This is a genomic window from Nonomuraea sp. NPDC049649, assembly GCF_040675175.1.
GTDB lineage: Bacteria > Actinomycetota > Actinomycetes > Streptosporangiales > Streptosporangiaceae > Nonomuraea.
Genome location: NZ_JBFAOH010000056.1, coordinates 12663 through 31350 on the forward strand (window position 1 = coordinate 12663; position 18688 = coordinate 31350).

Annotated in this window: 16 protein-coding genes; 10 read left to right on the forward strand and 6 right to left on the reverse strand. The window is 69.5% G+C overall.

The genetic code is table 11. From position 1 onward, the window contains the following. Window positions 1-88 precede the first annotated feature (88 nt). On the reverse strand, window positions 89-1597 hold the full coding sequence (locus tag AB0J42_RS35125; RefSeq protein WP_364302344.1) for an ABC transporter substrate-binding protein: 1509 nt from the start codon (window positions 1595-1597) through the stop codon (window positions 89-91). Window positions 1598-2223: 626 nt separating this feature from the next. Here AB0J42_RS35125 and AB0J42_RS35130 point away from each other — a divergent pair. The 3 genes from AB0J42_RS35130 (at window position 2224) to AB0J42_RS35140 (ending at window position 4548) form a co-directional block, all read left to right on the forward strand. Next, complete coding sequence (locus AB0J42_RS35130) at window positions 2224-3141, forward strand: ABC transporter permease (protein WP_364302346.1); 918 nt, start codon at window positions 2224-2226, stop codon at window positions 3139-3141. Next, window positions 3134-4000 (forward strand): ABC transporter ATP-binding protein, encoded by an 867-nt coding sequence (locus AB0J42_RS35135; protein ID WP_364302348.1) that lies wholly within the window; start codon window positions 3134-3136, stop codon window positions 3998-4000. Before AB0J42_RS35130 ends, AB0J42_RS35135 begins: the two co-directional genes overlap by 8 nt. 389 nt (window positions 4001-4389) lie before the next feature. Further along, the gene (locus tag AB0J42_RS35140) at window positions 4390-4548 is read left to right on the forward strand and encodes a hypothetical protein (RefSeq protein ID WP_364302350.1); all 159 of its coding nucleotides are present in this window, start codon (window positions 4390-4392) and stop codon (window positions 4546-4548) included. Window positions 4549-4744: 196 nt separating this feature from the next. On the opposite strand, the gene AB0J42_RS35145 is transcribed toward AB0J42_RS35140, so the two are convergent. Together AB0J42_RS35145 and AB0J42_RS35150 are read right to left on the reverse strand one after the other, a co-directional pair. Further along, window positions 4745-5392 carry a hypothetical protein gene (locus tag AB0J42_RS35145; protein WP_364302351.1) on the reverse strand — a complete coding sequence of 216 codons (648 nt, stop codon included), beginning with the start codon at window positions 5390-5392 and terminating at the stop codon, window positions 4745-4747. A 414-nt stretch (window positions 5393-5806) separates the two neighbouring features. Continuing rightward, on the reverse strand, window positions 5807-7111 hold the full coding sequence (locus AB0J42_RS35150; RefSeq protein ID WP_364302354.1) for a lysine 2,3-aminomutase: 1305 nt from the start codon (window positions 7109-7111) through the stop codon (window positions 5807-5809). Window positions 7112-7283: 172 nt separating this feature from the next. Here AB0J42_RS35150 and AB0J42_RS35155 point away from each other — a divergent pair, with 172 nt between their 5' ends. From AB0J42_RS35155 to AB0J42_RS35175, 5 genes are all read left to right on the forward strand, one after another. Then, window positions 7284-7853: a DUF1707 domain-containing protein gene (locus tag AB0J42_RS35155; RefSeq protein ID WP_364302356.1), complete on the forward strand. Its 570-nt coding sequence runs from the start codon at window positions 7284-7286 to the stop codon at window positions 7851-7853. A 75-nt stretch (window positions 7854-7928) separates the two neighbouring features. Further along, window positions 7929-8936 carry a phosphate acyltransferase PlsX gene (gene plsX / locus AB0J42_RS35160; RefSeq protein WP_364302358.1) on the forward strand — a complete coding sequence of 336 codons (1008 nt, stop codon included), beginning with the start codon at window positions 7929-7931 and terminating at the stop codon, window positions 8934-8936. 53 nt (window positions 8937-8989) lie between these two features. Continuing rightward, the gene (locus AB0J42_RS35165; protein ID WP_364302360.1) at window positions 8990-11401 is read left to right on the forward strand and encodes an HAD-IC family P-type ATPase; all 2412 of its coding nucleotides are present in this window, start codon (window positions 8990-8992) and stop codon (window positions 11399-11401) included. Next, window positions 11398-13125 (forward strand): arginine--tRNA ligase, encoded by a 1728-nt coding sequence (argS, locus tag AB0J42_RS35170; RefSeq protein ID WP_364302362.1) that lies wholly within the window; start codon window positions 11398-11400, stop codon window positions 13123-13125. Before AB0J42_RS35165 ends, argS begins: the two co-directional genes overlap by 4 nt. A 119-nt stretch (window positions 13126-13244) precedes the next feature. Next, the gene (locus AB0J42_RS35175; protein WP_364302364.1) at window positions 13245-14576 is read left to right on the forward strand and encodes a hypothetical protein; all 1332 of its coding nucleotides are present in this window, start codon (window positions 13245-13247) and stop codon (window positions 14574-14576) included. Between the two features lie 415 nt (window positions 14577-14991). Here AB0J42_RS35175 and AB0J42_RS35180 read toward each other — a convergent pair whose 3' ends face one another. Then, entirely contained in the window at window positions 14992-15375 is a 384-nt protein-coding gene (locus tag AB0J42_RS35180) for a cell division protein SepF (RefSeq protein WP_364302366.1), read from the reverse strand. A gap of 166 nt (window positions 15376-15541) precedes the next feature. On the opposite strand from AB0J42_RS35180, the gene AB0J42_RS35185 reads away from it, so the two are divergent. After that, window positions 15542-16318, forward strand: a complete 777-nt coding sequence (locus AB0J42_RS35185) for a PhzF family phenazine biosynthesis protein (protein ID WP_364302368.1) — start codon at window positions 15542-15544, stop codon at window positions 16316-16318. Window positions 16319-16376: 58 nt separating this feature from the next. Here AB0J42_RS35185 and AB0J42_RS35190 read toward each other — a convergent pair whose 3' ends face one another. Next, window positions 16377-17228: a GNAT family N-acetyltransferase gene (locus tag AB0J42_RS35190; protein WP_364302371.1), complete on the reverse strand. Its 852-nt coding sequence runs from the start codon at window positions 17226-17228 to the stop codon at window positions 16377-16379. 136 nt (window positions 17229-17364) lie between these two features. Further along, window positions 17365-17676, reverse strand: a complete 312-nt coding sequence (locus AB0J42_RS35195) for an antibiotic biosynthesis monooxygenase (protein ID WP_364302373.1) — start codon at window positions 17674-17676, stop codon at window positions 17365-17367. A 102-nt stretch (window positions 17677-17778) separates the two neighbouring features. Between AB0J42_RS35195 and AB0J42_RS35200 the strand changes: the two genes are divergently transcribed. Beyond that, the gene (locus AB0J42_RS35200) at window positions 17779-18519 is read left to right on the forward strand and encodes a class I SAM-dependent methyltransferase (protein WP_364302375.1); all 741 of its coding nucleotides are present in this window, start codon (window positions 17779-17781) and stop codon (window positions 18517-18519) included. Window positions 18520-18688: the final 169 nt, after the last annotated feature.

Genomic DNA, 18688 nt, shown 5'->3' on the forward strand with positions numbered 1-18688 from the left:
GTCCTGGTGTGGCGCGGGCCCAAGCGACTGCCTTCATGGCGGGCTCACGAGGGGTGGGCGGCGCCCCGCCCACCCCCGTTTGTCAACGTCAGGCCTTCTCGACGTCGGCCCACTCAACCTGGTTGAGCAGGTTGATCCGGACGTTCTTCACGTTAGTGGAGTACCCGGAGTTGTTCCGGTAGAAGTAAACCGGGATGTACGGGAGGTCCTTGATCAGGACATCGGCCGCCTGCTGGTAGAGCTTCAGGCCCTCCTCGGGGGTCGCCGCCTGGTCGCCGTTGGCCACCAGCTCGTCGAACTCCTTGCTGGAGTAGCCCGCGTAGTTGGAACCGGTCTTGATGGCGCCGGTCGAGAAGATCGGCGTCAGGTAGTTCTCGGCGGACGGGTAGTCGACCGCCCAGCCCATCCGGAACATGCCCGTGTACTTCTTGGCGTCCAGGTCGTCCAGGATGTTCGCGAACTTCTCGAACGGCTTGACGGTCACGTCGACGCCGAGGTTCGCCCGCAGGTTGTTGGCGACGGCCTCGATCCACTCCTTGTGACCGCCGTCGGCGTTGTAGCCCAGCTCCAGCTTGGCCGGGCCGTTGGCCGCCGCGTACTGCTCCTTCGCCTTGCCCGGGTCGTAGGTGCAGGCCGCGCAGGCGCCCTGGCGGTAGCCGTCGATGGCCGGGTTGATGAAGTCGTCGGCGGGGGCACGGGTGCCGGAGAAGACCGTCTCGGCGATGGTCTTCCGGTCGATGGCCATCGAGATGGCCTCGCGGACCCGGATGTCCTTGTAGTCGTCGTTGTACTGCAGCGGGAAGCCGATGTAGCCGATGCCGGCGTCCGGCTGGTCCTGGTAACGGTCGCCCAGGGCCGTCTTCGCGCTGGAGATCGCCGAGGCCGGCAGCGAATCGTGGATGTCCACGTTGTTCGCCTGCAGGTCGTTGTAGGCGGTCTCGGAGCTGTTGTAGAGCTTGAACTGGAGCTTGGTCCAGTTGCTCGGCTTCTTGCCCGGGTACTTGTCGTACACCGAGAGGTCGATCGTCTGGTCGGTGCCCTTCTTGTAGGGCTTGTCGAGCTTGAAGAGGCCCTGACCGATCGGCTTCTCGCCGTACTCGTCCGTCACCTTGCCGTCGGGGCCGAAGGCGGCCTTGGGCAGCGGGTAGAAGGCGGTGTAGCCGAGCATCGTGCGGAACTGCGAGAACTGCGCGGCGAGCTCGACGGTGAAGGTCAGGTCGTCGACGACCTTCAGGCCCGACATCTCCTTGGTGGTGACTTCCTTGCCCTCACCCGGGTTGAGGTCCTCGTAGCCCTTGACCCGGCCGAAGAAGTAGCCGGCGCCCTGGGCGTTCTCCTGGTTGGCCGCGTAGTTCCAGGCGTCGACGTAGTTCTGGGCGATCAGGGGCTCGCCGTTGTGCCAGGTGTAACCCGGCTTGAGCTTGATCGTCCAGGTGATGTTGTCCTCGGTGGTGATCGACTCGGCAGCGGCCTCGACGACCTGCTTGTTCTCGTCGTAGTTCACCAGCGGCTCGAAGACGGCCGCGAGGACCTCAGAACCCTCCGACTCGGTGGTGTTCGAGGGGACCAGCAGGTTCTGCGGCTCGCCGAGCTCCATGCGAACCGGCGTGTCGCCGCCGTCCGCCGCGGGGTCACCCGACGGACTGGCACCGCCGCCACACGCGGCAACCGCGAGAGCGAGCAGCGCGGTACCGGCGACGATCTGTGCGCCTCTAGTAACACGCATGGTTAAGAAAATCCTCCCTCTACCGATGTGGGCGTAAGCACTGAGCTGCGATGATCGTGAGCAGCCTGACGGGGGGTTCTTTGTAATCCCCCGGGTTTGGCTGACCTGGTCAAACCAGCCGACGCCCTGCCAGTCGATCGCGACTATCTCCTACTACTTGCCACCAGCACGTCTCTGGCGCGTTGCAGTTCGGTCACACGGCACATGACCATCGTCACACCCATACAGCTCGCTGGGGGATGAAGTGCATAAACGAGTCAGAAGGACACACGAATGGACGTGCGCAGTCGATGAAAAATACCTCCTACCAGACCGTGCTCGCGCCGTTGCCCCCATCGTCCGCGCCGCTGAGCTACGGTTGAGCGAGTCTTGACGGTGCCTTGGAACCGGACGCCGCGAGACGTCGTCCAACTGTCGGCCGCATCCCGCGGCAAGCTGCCGGCCGCGCTCCACGCGGCAGGCACCTGAGACCACCCGGATCCAATAGAGTCCATGCCATGAGCCAGCCGGAATCCGCTGTCGCGGACGCCCAGGCGGGCGGCCGAAGCGGGCAGGAGCCGCTGGCCAAGCTCGCCGAGAGATACGGGCTTCGCCGTGCCATCGCACGGCCGAGGTTCCCCGTCTATCTGCGCCAGCTCGCGCAGCGTCGACACTTCATCATGACGTACGCGACCTCGCGCAACGTCTCCAAATACTCCAGCTCCGCTCTCGGCCAGCTGTGGCAGGTCCTGACCCCGCTGCTGAACGCCGGGATCTACTACGTGATGTTCGGCGTGGTCCTCGGCGGCCGCGACGGCATCGAGAACTACCCCGCCTTCCTCCTGACCGGCATCTTCGTCTTCACCTACACGCAGCGCAGCGTCAACGCGGGCGCCAAGTCGATCTCCGGCAACCTGTCGCTGATCCGGGCGCTCCATTTCCCGCGCGCCGCGCTGCCCCTGGCCTACACCATCCAGGAGCTCCAGCAGCTCGCCGTCTCCATGGGCGTGCTGGTGCTGATCGTGCTCATCACCGGCGAGTCACCGACGTGGTACTGGCTGATGATCCCGGTCGTCCTGCTCCTGCAGACCATGTTCAACGTGGGCGCGGGGCTGGTGATGGCCCGGTTCGGGGCCTCCATGCGAGACCTCAACCAGCTGCTGCCGTTCATCACCCGCACCTGGCTCTACGCCTCCGGCGTCTTCTTCTCCATCCAGGGCAAGGTGGTCGGGGTCGCGGGGTTGCCGCAGTGGGTCGCCGACGCCATGTACCTCAACCCGGCGGCGTCCTACATCGAGTGGATGCGCGACATCTTCATCGACGGGCACACACCCCCGCCGATGGTGTGGGCGGCTTGCGTATTCTGGGCAGTGTTCGCACTCTGCTTCGGCTTCTGGTACTTCTGGCGGGCTGAGGAGAGGTACGGGCGTGGCTGAACTGACCAAGGAGCTGGCAAAGGTGAAGGGTGAGGAGCCCGCCGTCCCAAGCAAGGACGTCCGGGTGCATCCCGACCCGGAGCCGGCGGCGAAGGGCCCCTTGGACGTCCCCACGGGCACGCCCACGGTCATCGTCGACGACCTCCACATCGTCTACCGCGTCTACGGCGCGGCCTCCGAGTCCGAGAAGGGCAACGCGGTCAACGCCCTCATGCGCATACTCAAGCGCCAGGGCAGGCCGCAGATGAAGGAGGTCCACGCCGTCAAGGGCGTCTCCTTCGTCGCCTACCACGGCGACGCCATCGGCGTCGTGGGCCGCAACGGCTCCGGCAAGTCCACGCTGCTGCGGGCCATCGCCGGCCTGCTGCCGCCCCACTCCGGCGCCGTCTACACCGACGGGCAGCCGTCCCTGCTGGGCGTCAACGCGGCCCTGATGCGCGAGCTCACGGGCGAGCGCAACATCATCCTCGGCTGCTACGCGATGGGCATGACGCCGGCCGAGGTCAAGGAGAAATACCAGGAGATCGTCGACTTCTCCGGCATCGACGAGTTCGTCAAGCTGCCGATGTCGACCTACTCCTCCGGCATGGGCGCCCGCCTCCGGTTCGCCATCTCCTCCGCCAAGACCCACGACGTCCTCCTCATCGACGAGGCCCTGGCGACGGGTGACCGCGAGTTCCGCAAGAAGAGCGAGAAGCGCATCCGCGAGATCAGGGAGTCGGCGGGCACGGTCTTCCTGGTCGCCCACGACCTGCGCGTCATCCAGCAGACCTGCAACCGGGTCATCTGGCTCCACAAGGGCAAGATCAAGATGGACGGCGACCCCAAAGAGGTACTCGCCGCCTACACGAAGGGCTGAGTCTCTCTCCCCCCACCGGGCCGGTCGCCATGCGCCGGCCCGTAGTCATGTCCGGACGTTGTAACTGACAGGAGAGGCTTCCGTCGGCCCCCACCCCGGGGACCAGCAGGCGCGTCGGCGGGCCGTAGGAGAGGCGCGCGTCGCGACTGACAGGAGAGGCTTCCGTCGCACGTACCCCCAGGGACCTGCAGGCGCGTCGGCGGGCCGTAGGAGAAGTGCGCGTCGTGACTGACAGGAGAGGTTTCCGGCGGACCCCACCCAGAGGACCTGCAGGCGCGTCGGCGGGTCGTGGGGTGAAGTGCGCGTCGTGACTGACAGGAGAGGTTTCGGTTCGCTAGGATTCGAACGTCGGTTCGAGCTGGGGAACGGTGATGGAGTGGGGGGACGCGATGGGTGAGCTCTCGGCCGCTATCGACCACCTGGCCTCCGAGGATGTGACCGAGATACCGGCGATGCAGCTCGCCGAGCAGTTGCTTGAGCTGCACTGGCAGATGGCGAGGCTGCAGGCCCAGATCGCCCGCCGCACGGGCGTGCGGCTGACCGGATAGACAGCACGAAAAAGCCGCCGCCGTCCCCTGGCGTGGGGCGGCGGCGGCCGCCGGGCTCACGGCGCCGCCACCCTGCAGTCTTGGGCGGCGCCGGCGAGCGCGGCGGGGGCCGGGCGTGCACTCCCGGCGTCGAGCGCCCGCGGGCTGCGGGGCTCGGAGCTGCTTCAGAGGGTGCGGAGCTGGGGTCCTCCAGGGGTCAGTGGTGATGCCAGGGGTCCCGCACCGCGCTGGTGAGGGCGGCTGTCGACCAGCCGAGCGAGGCCACGGTGTCGGTGTAGGAGCCCGCGGCCTTGGTCCCGTTGGCGGCGGCCAGGGCGGACGCGTCTTCGACAAGCGGGGCGATCTCGTCGACGGACGCGACCTGGGTGGTGCCGGGCAGCGACTCCAGCATCGGCGCCGCCTCGGAGGGCGTCAGATGGCCGACGAGCGGCCCCAGACGCCCGTTGCTGTCCTGGCTCGGCAGCGCCTTCTTCGCGGCCTGCGAGAGGCCGCGCAGGCTGTCCCGGGCCGGCAGCGCCCCGCCGCTGGGCATCACGGCGGTGGTCGACATCATCCCCAGCGCTTGGCCGAGCGAGTCCGGCCCCAGGTCGCGGGCCCACCTGTCCTGTATCGCCGTGTCGCGAGCCGGTCCGGACCTCCCGGGCTTGTCGGGTCGTGTCCGGGACGTGGGCGCGCTGCCGGGCCGCTTGGGATACTTCGTCCTGGCGGCCTTGGGGACGCCCAGCGCCTCGTGGACCGCGTCGCCGACCATGTGGCCGAGCCCCGGCCCGTCGGCGCTCCCGGACTCCGGTGAGGCGGCCGACGCCGGCGCGGCGAGCGCCGCGGCGAGCCCGAACACCGTCACGGCTACCGCCGTTCTGATTACACGTTTCATAGTTTGCCTTCCCGGCTCGTGGCCGATTCGCATTCTGAATGCGTCGGAATCGCGAATCGATAACCCCCGAATGCCGTGGCGTACGCGCTGTGGGCACCACACCGAGCGCACCGGCCACGGCTGAGCTACGGAGGAAGTTCTATCACTCGGGAAAGCCGCGGAAAGACCCTGTGACAAGGGCTTTGTGGGTAAGTTACCGAGCCCGGCAAGGGTCCTGCACGGGAAGACAAATCAGGAAATGAAGGGGGCCCAATTCGGATATTCGGCGGACGCTTCCGGCGTCCCCGGGGCTGCGCTCCCCCGGCCCGTTCCAGGGGTTGGTCAAAATGATTGTCACGGGCCGGGGGCGCAGATTTTCCGCTGGCGGAGGCCTCCCTTGACCGCTCAGTCCTGGGCGGTCTCGTACGGGAAGGCGTCGGCGAAGGCCGGACGCAGGTCCGTCAGCCAGACGGCCGACGGGTCGTACTGGGCGAAGAAGGGCCGCCCCACCAAGGACGGGTCGCGTGCCTGGATGAGGTGGAGCATGAAGACCTTCTGCCCCGCGATCTCGGTGACGCCGTCGACGCACACCTTGCCGGGGGTCGCCGACATGGACGGTCCGCGCACGGTCCGGCAGAGGCCGGAGACGCTCGCGTACGCGTCCCTGAAGATCTCGTACGCCCGGCCGAGCGGCACCGCGAAGTAGTCCTGAGGACCGGTGTCGCGCTCGACGAACATGTAGTACGGGATCATCCCCATGCGATGCTGCTTCCGCCACATGGTCTCCCACACGGCGGGGTCGTCGTTAATCGACTTGATGAGCGGCGCCTGGGTGCGGATGGTCGCCCCGCTGTCGAGGATCCGCCGCACCGCGGATTCGACCAGCGGCGACTCCAGCTCGCGCGGATGCGAGAAGTGCGCCATGAAGGCGAGGTTCTTGTTCGCCTTGACGACCTCCTCGAACAGGCCGAGCGTGGCGTCGGCGTCGGGGTCGCTGACGAAGCGCTGCGGCCAGTAGCCCAGGGCCTTGGTGCCGATCCGGATGGACTCGAGCTGCTCCAGCTCCAGGAGCGGCTCGATGTAGCGCCTGATCACCGGCTCGCCCATGATCATGGCGTCGCCGCCGGTGATGAGGACGCTGGTGACCTCGGGGTGCTTGCGCAGGTAGCCGACCATCTGGTCGATGTCGTCCGAGGCGAACTTGAGGTCGGCGTCGCCGACGAACTGCGCCCACCGGAAGCAGTAGGTGCAGTAGGCGTGACAGGTCTGCCCCTGCTTCGGGAAGAAGAGGACCGTCTCCGGATACTTGTGCTGCATGCCGGGCACCGGTTCGTCGTCGATGCGCGGCACGTTGAGCTCCATCTGGCCCGCGGGGTGCGGGTTGAGTTGCGCCCGCACCTTGTTGGCCTCGGCCTGGATCTCCGCGTTGGACGCTTCGGCCTTGAGCAGGTCGGCCAGCCGGGCCACGTCGGCCTCCGGCAGCATGTCGGCCTGCGGGAAGACCAGGCGGTATATCGGGTCGTCGGGCGCGGCCGACCAATCGATGAGTTCATCGACGACGTAGGCGTTGGTACGGAAGGGGAGCACCGTGGCGACGGCACGCACCTTCAGCCGCTCGCCGTCATCGAGACCGGCGCGCCGCAGAAGCTCGTCGAGGTGTTTGGACGTGTACGCCCGGAAGCGTCGCGTGCCAGCTTGGTTCAAGATCACTAGGCCTTTCCCATCTTTTTTGTTCGATCGGATGTAAACCTCACGCCTCGGTCGTGCGTCTATGGCTCTTATACAGAGGGTAGGCGACTCTCCGCCATGGTTCCGCGACGGCTATGAGCTACTTGTGAGATTCGCACTCGCGACATATCTCGACTTGACCTAGACTGGCGGCGTGACCGACGACCCCGCCCTCCGGGCGTCCGACGCCGACCGAGACCAGGTCGCGGCAGTGCTCAACGAGGCCTACGCCAGCGGACGGCTCACCAGTGTCGAGCACGCCGACCGCTTGGAGGCCACCTACCGGGCGCTCACGCAGGGTGAGCTGGCGCCCATCACGAAAGATCTCCCTGAGACCCGATCCACCGCCGCGCCGCCCGCGGTGGAGCAGCAGAAGGTCAGCGCCGTCTTCAGCAAGGTGATCAAGCGCGGCCGCTGGATCGCCTCCCGCCAGACCCATCTGGCGGCCACCTACGGCGCGCTCATCGTCGACCTGTCGGATGCCGTGCTCCCCGGCCGCGAGATCACCGTGTCCGTCAGCGCGTTCGCGGCCAAGATGATCGTCCGCGTGCCGCCGAACGCGCAGGTCATCGACGAGGTCGGCGCGATGTTCGCGAAACGCCAGGTCTCCGGCGGCGCCCCGTCCGCCGACGGCCCGGTCATCAGAGTGACCGGCAAGGCCACCTTCAGCAAGGTCATCGTGGCCCGCACCGTCCACGACTGGAACCTGAGCGGCGACGCCTGACCCCACCCGCCGGTTAGCCTGGTGGCGGCCTTGCCTACCATTCGGACGGCCACGACACGCCGTACGAGGTGACCATTGCCAGACAGCAGGCCGATCGCGGTCGACGCCATGGGCGGCGACCACGCGCCCCACGAGATCGTGGCGGGCGCCGTGCACGCCGTGCGCGAGCGGGGGCTGCCGGTCGTCCTGGTGGGCTCGCCTCGGGTGCTGTACGAGTCACTCGCCGAGCACGACGCCGCCCAGGAGATCCCGATCGTCCGCGCCGAGGAGGCGCTGGCGATGGACGAGGGCGCGCTGGCCAGCCTGCGCCGGCCCCGCTCCAGCATCGCCGTCGCCTGTCACCTGCTGCGCCGCGGCGACGTGTCGGCCGTGGTCTCCGCCGGTTCGACCGCGGGCATCGTCGCCACCGGCAAGCTGCGGCTCAAGGCCCAGCAGGGCGTGCTCCGCCCGGCGCTCGCGGTCGCGCTGCCCACCCTCCCGCACCCCACCGTGCTCCTGGACGCGGGCGCGAACGCCGAGGTCAAGCCGGAGGTGCTGGTCCAGTTCGGCCACCTCGGCACCGCCTACGCCGAGCTGGCCTTCGGCATCGCCGAACCCCGGGTCGGCCTGCTCACGATCGGCAGCGAGGCGGAGAAGGGCAACAAGCTCGCCCGCCGCGCCCACGAACTGCTCGGCGCCGCCCCCGGGCTCAGCTTCGCCGGCAACGTCGAGGGCTACGACCTGCTGACCGGCCGGGCCGACGTGATCGTCACCGACGGGTTCACCGGCAACGTGGCGCTCAAGACGATGGAGGGCGCCGTCCGCTACGCCTTCGCCGAGCTGAAGCGGGCCGTGGCCGAGAGCCGGGTGGCCCGCATCGGCGCTTTCATGCAGCGCTCCCGGCTGCGCGAGCTGAGCGAACGGCTGGACGCCGAGGAGTACGGAGGCGCGGTCCTGCTCGGGCTCAACGGCACCGTCGTCATCGCGCACGGCGCCTCCCGCGCCAGAGGCGTCAGCGCCGCCTGCGGGCTCGCGGCCGACCTGTCGGCGGGCGGGCTGGTGACGCGGATCGGAGACCGGATAACCGCCCACAGATCGCGCTGAAACCCCGTAGGGTGAGGCGGTTCCGGCAGCGAACGTATCCGGGGGGGTTCGCGGTGAACGGAGTCGTGCCGCTGGACGGGCTCACGTCCGCGCAGGTCGCGGCGGCGAGCCCGAACGTGGTGCCGCGGCGCTCCAGCCGGTCGCTCGCCGCGATCGTCAGGGCGAACGTCTGCACGCTGTTCAACCTCGTCATCGGCGTGCTGTGGGCGCTCATCCTGATCTTCGGCGAGTGGCAGGACAGCGTGTTCGGCCTGATCATGGTGGCCAACGTGCTGATCGGCGTCGTCCAGGAGCTGCGGGCCAAGCGCACGCTGGACCGGCTGGCCGTGGTCGGCGAGAGCCCGGTGACCGTCCGCCGCGACGGCGCCGAGCGGCGCGTCCCGCCGCACGAGGTGGTCCTCGGCGACCTGATCGTGCTCGGCCCCGGCGACACGCTGCCCGTCGACGGGGAGGTGCTCGCCGCCGACGGGCTGGAGGTCGACGAGTCGCTGCTGACCGGCGAGTCCGACCCGGTGCGCAAGGAGCCGGGCGATCCGCTGCTGTCGGGCAGCTTCGCCGTCGCCGGGACCGGCGTGTTCCGGGCCACCGCCGTCGGCACCGCCGCGTACGCCGCCAGGCTGGCCGAGGAGGCCAGCCGGTTCCACCTGGCGCGCTCCGAGCTGCGCGACGGCGTCGCCCGGTTCATCCGCTACATCACCTGGCTGGTCATCCCGATCGGCGCCCTGCTCACCTACAGCCAGCTGAGCAACGCCGCCGACTTCGCCACCGCCATCACCGGCGCGGTCGCCGGCATCGTCACCATGATCCCCGAGGGCCTGGTGCTGACGACCTCGATCGCCTTCGCCGTGGGGGTGGTCCGGCTCGCCCGCCACCGCTGCCTTGTCCAGGAACTGCCCGCCATCGAGGGCCTGGCCCGGGTGGACGTGCTCTGCCTCGACAAGACCGGCACGCTCACCGCGGGCGGCATGACCCTCGACCACGTCCTGCCGCTGCGCGAGGACCGCCCGGTGGGCGACGCGCTCGCCGCCCTGGCCGCCGCCGACGGCCACCCGAACGCCACCGCCCGCGCCATCGCCGACCGCTTCCCCGCGGCCCGCTGGCGGCCGCGGGCCACCGTCCCCTTCTCCTCCGCCCGCAAGTGGAGCGGCGCCGACTTCGGCCCGCACGGCGTCTGGCTGCTCGGCGCCCCCGACGTCCTGCTCGACCCGTCCTCCCCGGAGTGCGCCCGCGCCGCCGAACTGGCCGCCACCGGCGCCCGCGTGCTGGCCTTATGCCACACGTCCCACCTCCCCCAGCCCGCTCGTACGGATGAGAACCGGCCGAGCATGTCCGGCGCGGACCTTCGTACGGACGACGGCGCCACACCTGCCCGGCTCACCACAGTCGCCCGTGCGGACGAAAGCGGGCCGATCACGACCGGCGGGTGCTTCGGGGAGGCGGTGGCGCTCGTCGTGCTCAAGCAGCGCGTCCGGCCGGACGCCCGCGAGACGCTGGACTACTTCGCGCGGCAGGGCGTCAGCGTGAAGATCATCTCCGGTGACGACCCGCGCTCGGTGTCCGCCATCGCCGCCGGGCTCCGGGTGCCCGGCGCCGACCGCGCGGTGGACGCCCGCACGCTCCCGGAGGACGAGGAGGCGCTCGGCGAGGCGCTCGACGCCGCCACCGTCTTCGGCCGGGTCACCCCGCGCCAGAAGCGGCTCTTCGTCACCGCGCTGCGCGGGCGCGGTCACACCGTCGCCATGACCGGCGACGGCGTCAACGACGTGCTCGCGCTCAAGGAGGCCGACCTCGGCATCGCGATGGGCGCGGGCAGCCCCGCCACCAAGGCGGTCGCCCAGGTCGTGCTGCTCGACAACCGGTTCGCGGTGCTGCCGCACGTGGTGCACGAGGGCCGCCGGGTGCTGGCCAACATCGAGCGGGTCTCCGGCCTGTTCCTCACCAAGACCTTCTACGCCATCGTCCTGTCGCTGATGACCGGGGTCGCGGGGATGATGTTCCCGTTCACGCCCCGCCACTCGACGCTGGTGAACGCCGTCACCATCGGCCTGCCCGCCCTCTTCCTGGCGCTGGCGCCCACGCTGGAGCGGGCCAGGCCCGGGTTCGTGCCCCGGGTGCTCAGGTTCGCCGTCCCCGCGGGGGTGATGTGCGCCGTCGCGGTCCTGCTGGCGTTCGCCGCCGCGGACGGCACGCTCACGGAGCGGCGGACGGCGGCCGTGCTCGCGCTCTTCCTCACCACCTGGTGGGTGCTCGTCCTGGTCGCCAGACCGCTCAACCGGTGGCGGGTGACGCTGGTCGCGGCCATGTTCGGGCTGTTCGCCCTGGCGCTGGCGACCCCGTACGTGCGAGAGCTCTTCGAACTCGACCCGGGCGCGCTCGGCGACGATCTGCTCGCCGCCGGGATCGCGCTCGTGGCCGCCGCCTTCATCGGCATCGCGGTGAGACTCGCCGGTACCCTTAGGGCATGACCGACCCGCAGAAAGTGCTCGCCGAGCGCGTCCAGCAGGCGCTGGCGTCCGCGTTCGGCGCCGAGCACGCCGACGCAGATCCGCTGATCAGGCCCTCTCAGTTCGCCGACTTCCAGGCGAACGTCGCGATGAGCCTGGGCAAGCGACTGCGACGGGCCCCGCGGGAGGTCGCCGAGGCGATCAAGGCGGAGCTGTCCGACTTCCCGGGCACGGTCGAGGTCAGCGGCCCCGGCTTCCTCAACATCACGCTCGACGACTCCTGGATCGCCTCCCAGGCGACCGAGATGTTCGAGGACCAGCGCACCGGCGTCACCGAGATCGCGCCCGCGCAGACCGTCGTCATCGACTACTCGGCGCCCAACGCCGCCAAGGAGATGCACGTCGGCCACCTGCGCACGACCATCGTCGGCGACTGCCTGGCCCGGGTGCACGAACACCTCGGCAACCACGTCATCAGGCAGAACCACCTGGGCGACTGGGGCACCCCGTTCGGCATGCTCATCGAGCACCTCCTCGACATCGGCGAGGAGGCCGCGGTCGCCCAGCTCGAAGCCGGCCAGGGCACTGAGTACTATCAGGCCGCCCGCGCGAAGTTCGACAGCGACGAGGACTTCAAGCAGCGCTCGCGCGTACGGGTGACGACGCTCCAGTCGGGCGACCCGGAGACCATGCGGCTGTGGCACGTCTTCATGGACGCCACCGTCCGCTACTTCAACAAGGTCTACGAGATGCTCGGCGTCACCCTGACCGACGCCGACATCGCCGGCGAGAGCATGTACAACCCGATGCTGGAGAAGACCTGCCAGGATCTGGAGGCCGCCGGCGTCGCCACGATCAGCGAGGGCGCGCTCTGCGTGTTCCCGCCCGGCTTCACCGGCTCCGACGACAAGCCGCTGCCGCTCATCGTCCGCAAGAGCGACGGCGGCTACGGCTACGCCTCCACCGACATGGCCGCCATCCGCTACCGGGTCCACGACCTCAAGGCCGACCGGATCCTCTACGTGGTCGGCGCCGACCAGGCGCTCCACTTCCGGATGGTGTTCGCCGCCGCCAAGATGGCGGGCTGGCTGCCCGACACGGTCTCCGCCGAGCACATCCAGATCGGCATGATGCTGGGCAAGGACGGCCGCCGCTTCAAGACCCGTTCGGGCGAGTCCGTCAAGCTGACGGAGCTGCTCAACGAGGCGGTCGAGCGGGCGTCCGCGGCCATCGCCGACCGCGGCTACGACCAGGCCACCCGCGAGGAGATCGCGCACGCGGTCGGCATGGGCGCGGTGAAGTACGCCGACCTGTCGGTCAACCACGACAGCGAGTACGTCTTCGACTTCGACCGCATGCTGGGCTTCACCGGCAACACCGGCCCCTACGTCCAGTACGCCACGGCCCGGATCCGGTCCATCTTCCGCAGGGCGGGCCGCTCGCCCGAGGACGTCACCGGCCCGATCGTGCTCGACGCGCCTGCCGAGCGGGCGCTCGGCCTCCACCTGCTCGGCTTCGGCGAGACGGTGGCGCAGGTGGCCGCGCTGTCCGAGCCGCACCGGCTCTGCGCGTTCGTGTTCGAGACGGCCAGCCTGTTCAGCACGTTCTTCGAGGAGTGCCCGGTCATCAAGGAGGGCGTCGACCCGGAGACCAGCGAACGCCGGCTGGCGCTCTGCGCGCTGACCCTCCGCGTGCTGGAGACGGGCCTCGATTTGCTGGGCGTCCCCGTACCCGAGCGCATGTAACAGGTGATTTGATCAAAGTTCCCCCCTTCGTCGTGGCGCGCCTCCACCTCGGAGGCGCGCCCAGCGGGTTAGGCTTTACGCGGTCATGAACTGAGGCCGAAATGGGGGAGTTCTCTGCCTTGAGCACGGACCTGACTGCGAGCCCCCAGGCAGCGACCGAGCTACGGCGCTACGCCGAGGCATTGCTGGCACACCTGGCCGCCAACGGGAGCGCGCCCCCCGCACCACCCGCCTTCACCGACATCCCCGGCCACTGGCTGCCGCCCGCCGTCGAAGCGCTGGTGGCCATCCTCTCCGGCGAAGACCCGCTGGAGCCGCTGAGCAGAGCCGCCGGCCGCGACCAGCAGCAGACCGCCGTCTTCCTCTGCCTCGCGCTGGCCGTCGCCGGCCAGGGCAGCCGCATCCACGCCTCCTGGCTCGGCACCGCCTTCGGCGACCTGTCACTCGACCGGCCCGTCACCCACGGCCAGCGGGCGCTCTGGCTGGCCGCCGCCCGGGGCGCCTACGGCCCCGCCGGCAAGATCTTCGTGCTGCGCAAGCTCGACGTCCTCGCCGTGCAGGAGCAGGCCGAACCGGACCAGTGGGTGCAGGCGCTCGTGCCCGGCGAACCGTCCGTGGTGGTGCCCGCCGCGCTCGTCGACTTCCCGGAGATGGCGGAGATCCCGGAGCTGGCCAGGCCCGCCCAGGCCGCCGCCCGGCTCAGCAGGCTGCGGGCCCGCTGCGAGGAGATCACCTCGGCCCGCCAGGCCGACCAGGGCTCCACCGCGCCGCTCGTCAACTCCGGCGCCGCACCGGCCGGCTCCTGGGCCGAGGACGAGCCGCTGGCCGTGCTCCGCGCCATGATCGGGCTCAGCGGCCCGTCCGGACCGCAGGCCTCGCTCGCCACCCACCTCCTCGACGACCTGCGCCCCGGCGCCGACCCCCACCTGACGGCGATAGCTCTGCACGTCGCGGCGCCCATCCTGCGCGGCGTCGCCGAAGAGCTGGAGTCCGACAGCAGGCTGGAGCCGCCGCCGACCGTCACCGTGTCGCTGCTCGGCCACCGCGTCGAACTCCACCCGGAAGGCCCCGGCGAGGAGTCCCTGGCCACCGCCGAGGCGGCCATCACCTCCGCCGCCCTCGCCCAGCCCCGCCCGCCCTGGGCGCCAGGCCTCCTGGTCCTCGGCGGGCTGGCCTGCCTGGTCGCCGCCTTCCTCACCCACCCGCTCACGGCCGCCGCCGGGGTGGTCCTTTTCGCGCTGGCCGGCTGGCTGCTCTGGCAGCGCCGCGAGCGCATCCGCTCCGACGCCGCGTACGTGGCAGCACAGGTGAGCGAGCTGAGAGAACTGGCGGACGGCGCGGTCTGGGCCCTGCACGCCTACGCCCGAGAGGCTGAAGGCCGCGCCAAGCAAGCCGCGGAGGACGCCGCCAACCTCACCCGCCTGATCCGCCGCGGCCCCCGCGCAGCCTGACCCGCGCATACGGCACGGTCACTCGCAGCTCCGCCCCACCCGCGCACGCGCAGGCTCCGCGGCACGACCACTCGCGGCTCCGCGTAGCGCCCGGCGCGGTCGCTCGGAACTCACGCGGCGCGATCCCCTACCACGACGTGATCGCTCGCCGCCCGCTCGGCTGATCCGCCGTACTTCCTGTACGGCACCACGCTGGAGCGTGCAGCCCCGCGCGGTCCTCTTAACAACGCGCCCGATCACTCGCAGGTCTGCGGCGGCCCGATCCGTTCACCAGGCCCGTTACTTGTGTGGTCCTGTCCGGGCTGATGCGGTGCCGCAGCATGATGGGGTAGCCCGCGTGCCCCCGGCACGCGGCGTAACCCGTTTCCAACCCTCTCCGCGACGCAGACCCCCCGCCCGCGTCGTGAAACGCGGGCTAGGTGGTCTCGATCTCCACGTGTGCCGGGGCCAGCAGGAAGACACGGTCGGCGATGCGCTCGATCCGCCCCTCACAGCCGTAGGCAAGGCCGGCGGCGAAGTCGACCATCCTGGTCGCCTCCGGCATCGGCATCCCCGTCACATCCATGATCACCGTCTGGCCCTCACGAAAATACTGGCCGATCAACGGTGCGTCGTTGTACTTGAGCGGCTGGACCATCACGATCCGCGACGACTCGATGGTGGAACGCCACCGCCGCGCCGCCCGCTCCGTCGCGGGCATGTACTCCTCTTCGTACTGCCCGTCGTCGTCGTAAGCCTCGTCATACTGATCAACCGCGCCCAGGCCCAGGTAACCCGCAACCTTACGCACTGCCCCCATCGGCTTGTCCTTTCCTCAGGAACTCACCGCAATCGGCACGTCCCGACACATTGGACGGTAACCGACGATTCCGCGTTCGCCATGCGACACGCCCAGCACTAATTCCATTTTGTACGGCTAGCGTCCTGGTTTCACCCCGATATCCGACCCCCTATAGCATCGGTCCATGCGCCTGTTCATCGTCGACGCCTTCACCGACACAGCTTTCCAGGGTAATCCCGCGGGCGTGTGCCTGCTGGAGGATCGGGTGTCAGATGCGTGGATGCAGGCGGTCGCGGCCGAGCTGAATCTCTCGGAGACCGCCTTCCTGCTGGGGGACTCGCTGCGCTGGTTCACGCCGAAGGTGGAGGTCTCGCTCTGCGGGCACGCCACCCTCGCCACGGCGCACGTCCTGTATTCGACGGGCGCGGCACAGGGGCCAGTGGAATTCACCACGGCGAGCGGAACGCTCACGGTGAATCGCCACACAGACGGCATGATCACGATGGATTTTCCGGCCAAGAAGGTGACGCCCGCCACAGCTCCGGAAGGATTGGAAAAGGCACTCGGCGTCACCCCCGTACATGTCGCGAAAGGCGACCTCGACCTGCTGGTCGAGGTCGATTCGGCGGAGACGGTCCGCGCCCTGCGGCCCGACATCGACGCCCTCGCGACGATCGACGCGCGCGGCGTCATCGTCACGGCCCCGGGCGCGGAGACCGATTTCGTCTCGCGGTTCTTCGCGCCGAGGGTCGGGGTGCCCGAGGACCCGGTCACGGGCTCGGCGCACTGCGCGCTCTCGCCGTACTGGTCAGCCAAGCTCGGTCGTGAGACGCTGACGGGCGCGCAGCTGTCGGAGCGGGGCGGGCTCGTGCGGGTGACCCTCGCGGGCGACCGGGTGCGGCTCGCGGGCCGCGCCGTGACCGTCGTCTCAGGCACCATTGAGCTCTCCCCTCCCTCCTGACTCCCTGGTCTGCCCATATCACGATCGTAATCACCTGACTGGGAGTCACGATTCGATATCAGTCGGTGAAGATCAGGTTTCTCGCCGTGTAATCGAAGCCGAGACCACTGAAGAGACGCGCCGGCACGGGGTAGCCGTCGTCTCCGCGGGGAGCCACCACCGCCTGCTTCGCGCCGGCGGCCCGGGCCGCGTGCAATGCCGCCAGGCTGACCGCCTTGGCCAGCCCCTTGCCCCGGTGCTCGGGCACGGTGCCCACGGGCTGTATGAGCGCCACCTGACGGTCGTCGAGCCAGAGCAGGCAGTAGGCGGCGGTGCGGCCGTCGGGGTCGATAGCGCACCAGTCGAGGTCCTCCCGGTACGGCCAGGCCGCCCGGACGGCGGCGTAGCTCTCCTCCGTGACCCATGACGGATGGAACGCCGCCCGGTGCGCCGCCACCCGCCCCGGCACATCACGCACCGCTTCCAGCCGGAACCCGGGAGGCGGCTCGGGGATCGGCAGGACGTCGAGGTCCCGTACCATCCGGACGAGGAACGGCCCGTCCTGCTCCCGCCGGTAGCCGCGCTCCTCCAGCGCCGCGACCAGGTGCCGGTCCCCGCTGGAGACCGTCACCTGCCGCTCTCCCGGCGGCACGATCTCCTCGAACCAGCGCAGCACGTCGTGCGCCAGCTCGGCGCGGTCCGGGTCGACCGCCAGGTTCAGGTGGCCGGGCAACTCGATCCAGCCCCACGCGAAGGTTCTGCGCTCCGCCCGCCAGAGCATGGTCGGCCAGTCCGACTCCCGGCCGAGGTGCTGAAGCCGCCCCCACGTCAGGTCGCCGGCGTGCCAGCGGGCCCGCGGGGTCCAGATGCGTCCGGCGAGCTCCTGCATGGCCCGCAGATCCCGGGGACCGCCGTAACACGTCACGATCACCCCGCCATCCTCACCCACCCCGGCCCGATCCCGCACCCCGTATCAGAGACGAAAAGAGCCCCCACCCCGCTGGGGTGAGGGCTCGCCGGATAGGGACAGGGCTCCTGGAACACCTCGACGGTCTCTCCGGACAGAGTCAGGACTCCTGAAGTAGTTCCATGGTCTCGCCGGTGACGTCGGAGGCCAGCGCGAACGCCGCCTTCGCCTCCGGCAGGGTCTGCGCCAGCTCTTGCGCCTTCCGTATGCTCTCCGCGTTGTCCCATCGCCAGACGCCGACCCAGATGCCGTCCTCGGTCCGCCCCAGCCGCGCTTCCTCCAGCCCCGGCGCGGCGGAGCGCACCGCGGACACCAGAGCGGCGTGCCTGATCTTCACCTCCTCGGTGTCCTCCGGGCTGGCCTTGAAGCGGGTGATGGCGATGATCTGCTTGTTCGTCTTCTCCGTACTCATGCTCCCGAAGGTGCCGAAGCCCCCTGATAATCCACGCACAAACCCCGCACACCCCCTGATAGGCGCTACCGCCGCGAGGCCTCCCACCGTCACGATGGTGACGTGGACTTCGACACGCTGGTAGACGAAGCGCTCACCAGTCCCTTCACCGGCTGGGACTTCGGCGCCTTCCACGGCCGTTTCGTCACCGGAAGCACGCCGTGGAGCTACGAAGATTTCGTACGGGAACGTATCCGCCGCATGACTTCCCTGCTCGACATCGGCACAGGCGGCGGCGAGCTGCTGGCGTCCCTGGCCCCGCTGCCGATCCGCACCGCCGCTACCGAGGGACACCCGCCGAACATCCCGGTCGCCCGGGAACGTCTCACGCCCCTTGGAGTTGAGGTCGCAGGCGTCACCGATGACATGCTGCCGTTTCCGGACGCTTCCTTCGAGCTCGTCGTCAACCGTCACCACAGCTATGACGCCGCGGAGGTCCGCCGCGTCCTCACCCGGGACGGAACCTTCTTCACCCAGCAAGTGAGCGGCCGCGACTTGGCCGGGCTCAACGCAGCCTTGGCCGCGCCACGGCACCGTAACCACGATTGGGACCTGCAGCAGGCCATCATCGATCTCACCGAGGCCGGTTTCGCCGTCACTTGGCGGGCGGAGAGCGCCGGCTGGGCCGAGTTCTTCGATGTCGGCGCCATCGTCATGTATCTGCGGGTCGTCTCGTGGCAGGTACCTGACTTCGATGTCGAGAAGTATCGGCCTCGCCTGCGTGCCCTGCATGAACAGGCACAGGCCGGACGCCCTCTCCGCTTCCGCTACCACCGCTTCGCCCTCATCGCGAAGCCGGCATGAAGCCCGATGTGACACGCCGACGACGTTCCGTGGCCGGAAGAGGGCAAAAGGAAAGGGCCCCGACATGATCGTCGAGGCCCTTTCCCATATCAAAGATTGTCCGGCGGCGACCTACTCTCCCACACCCTCCCGAGTGCAGTACCATCGGCGCAGAGAAGCTTAACTTCCG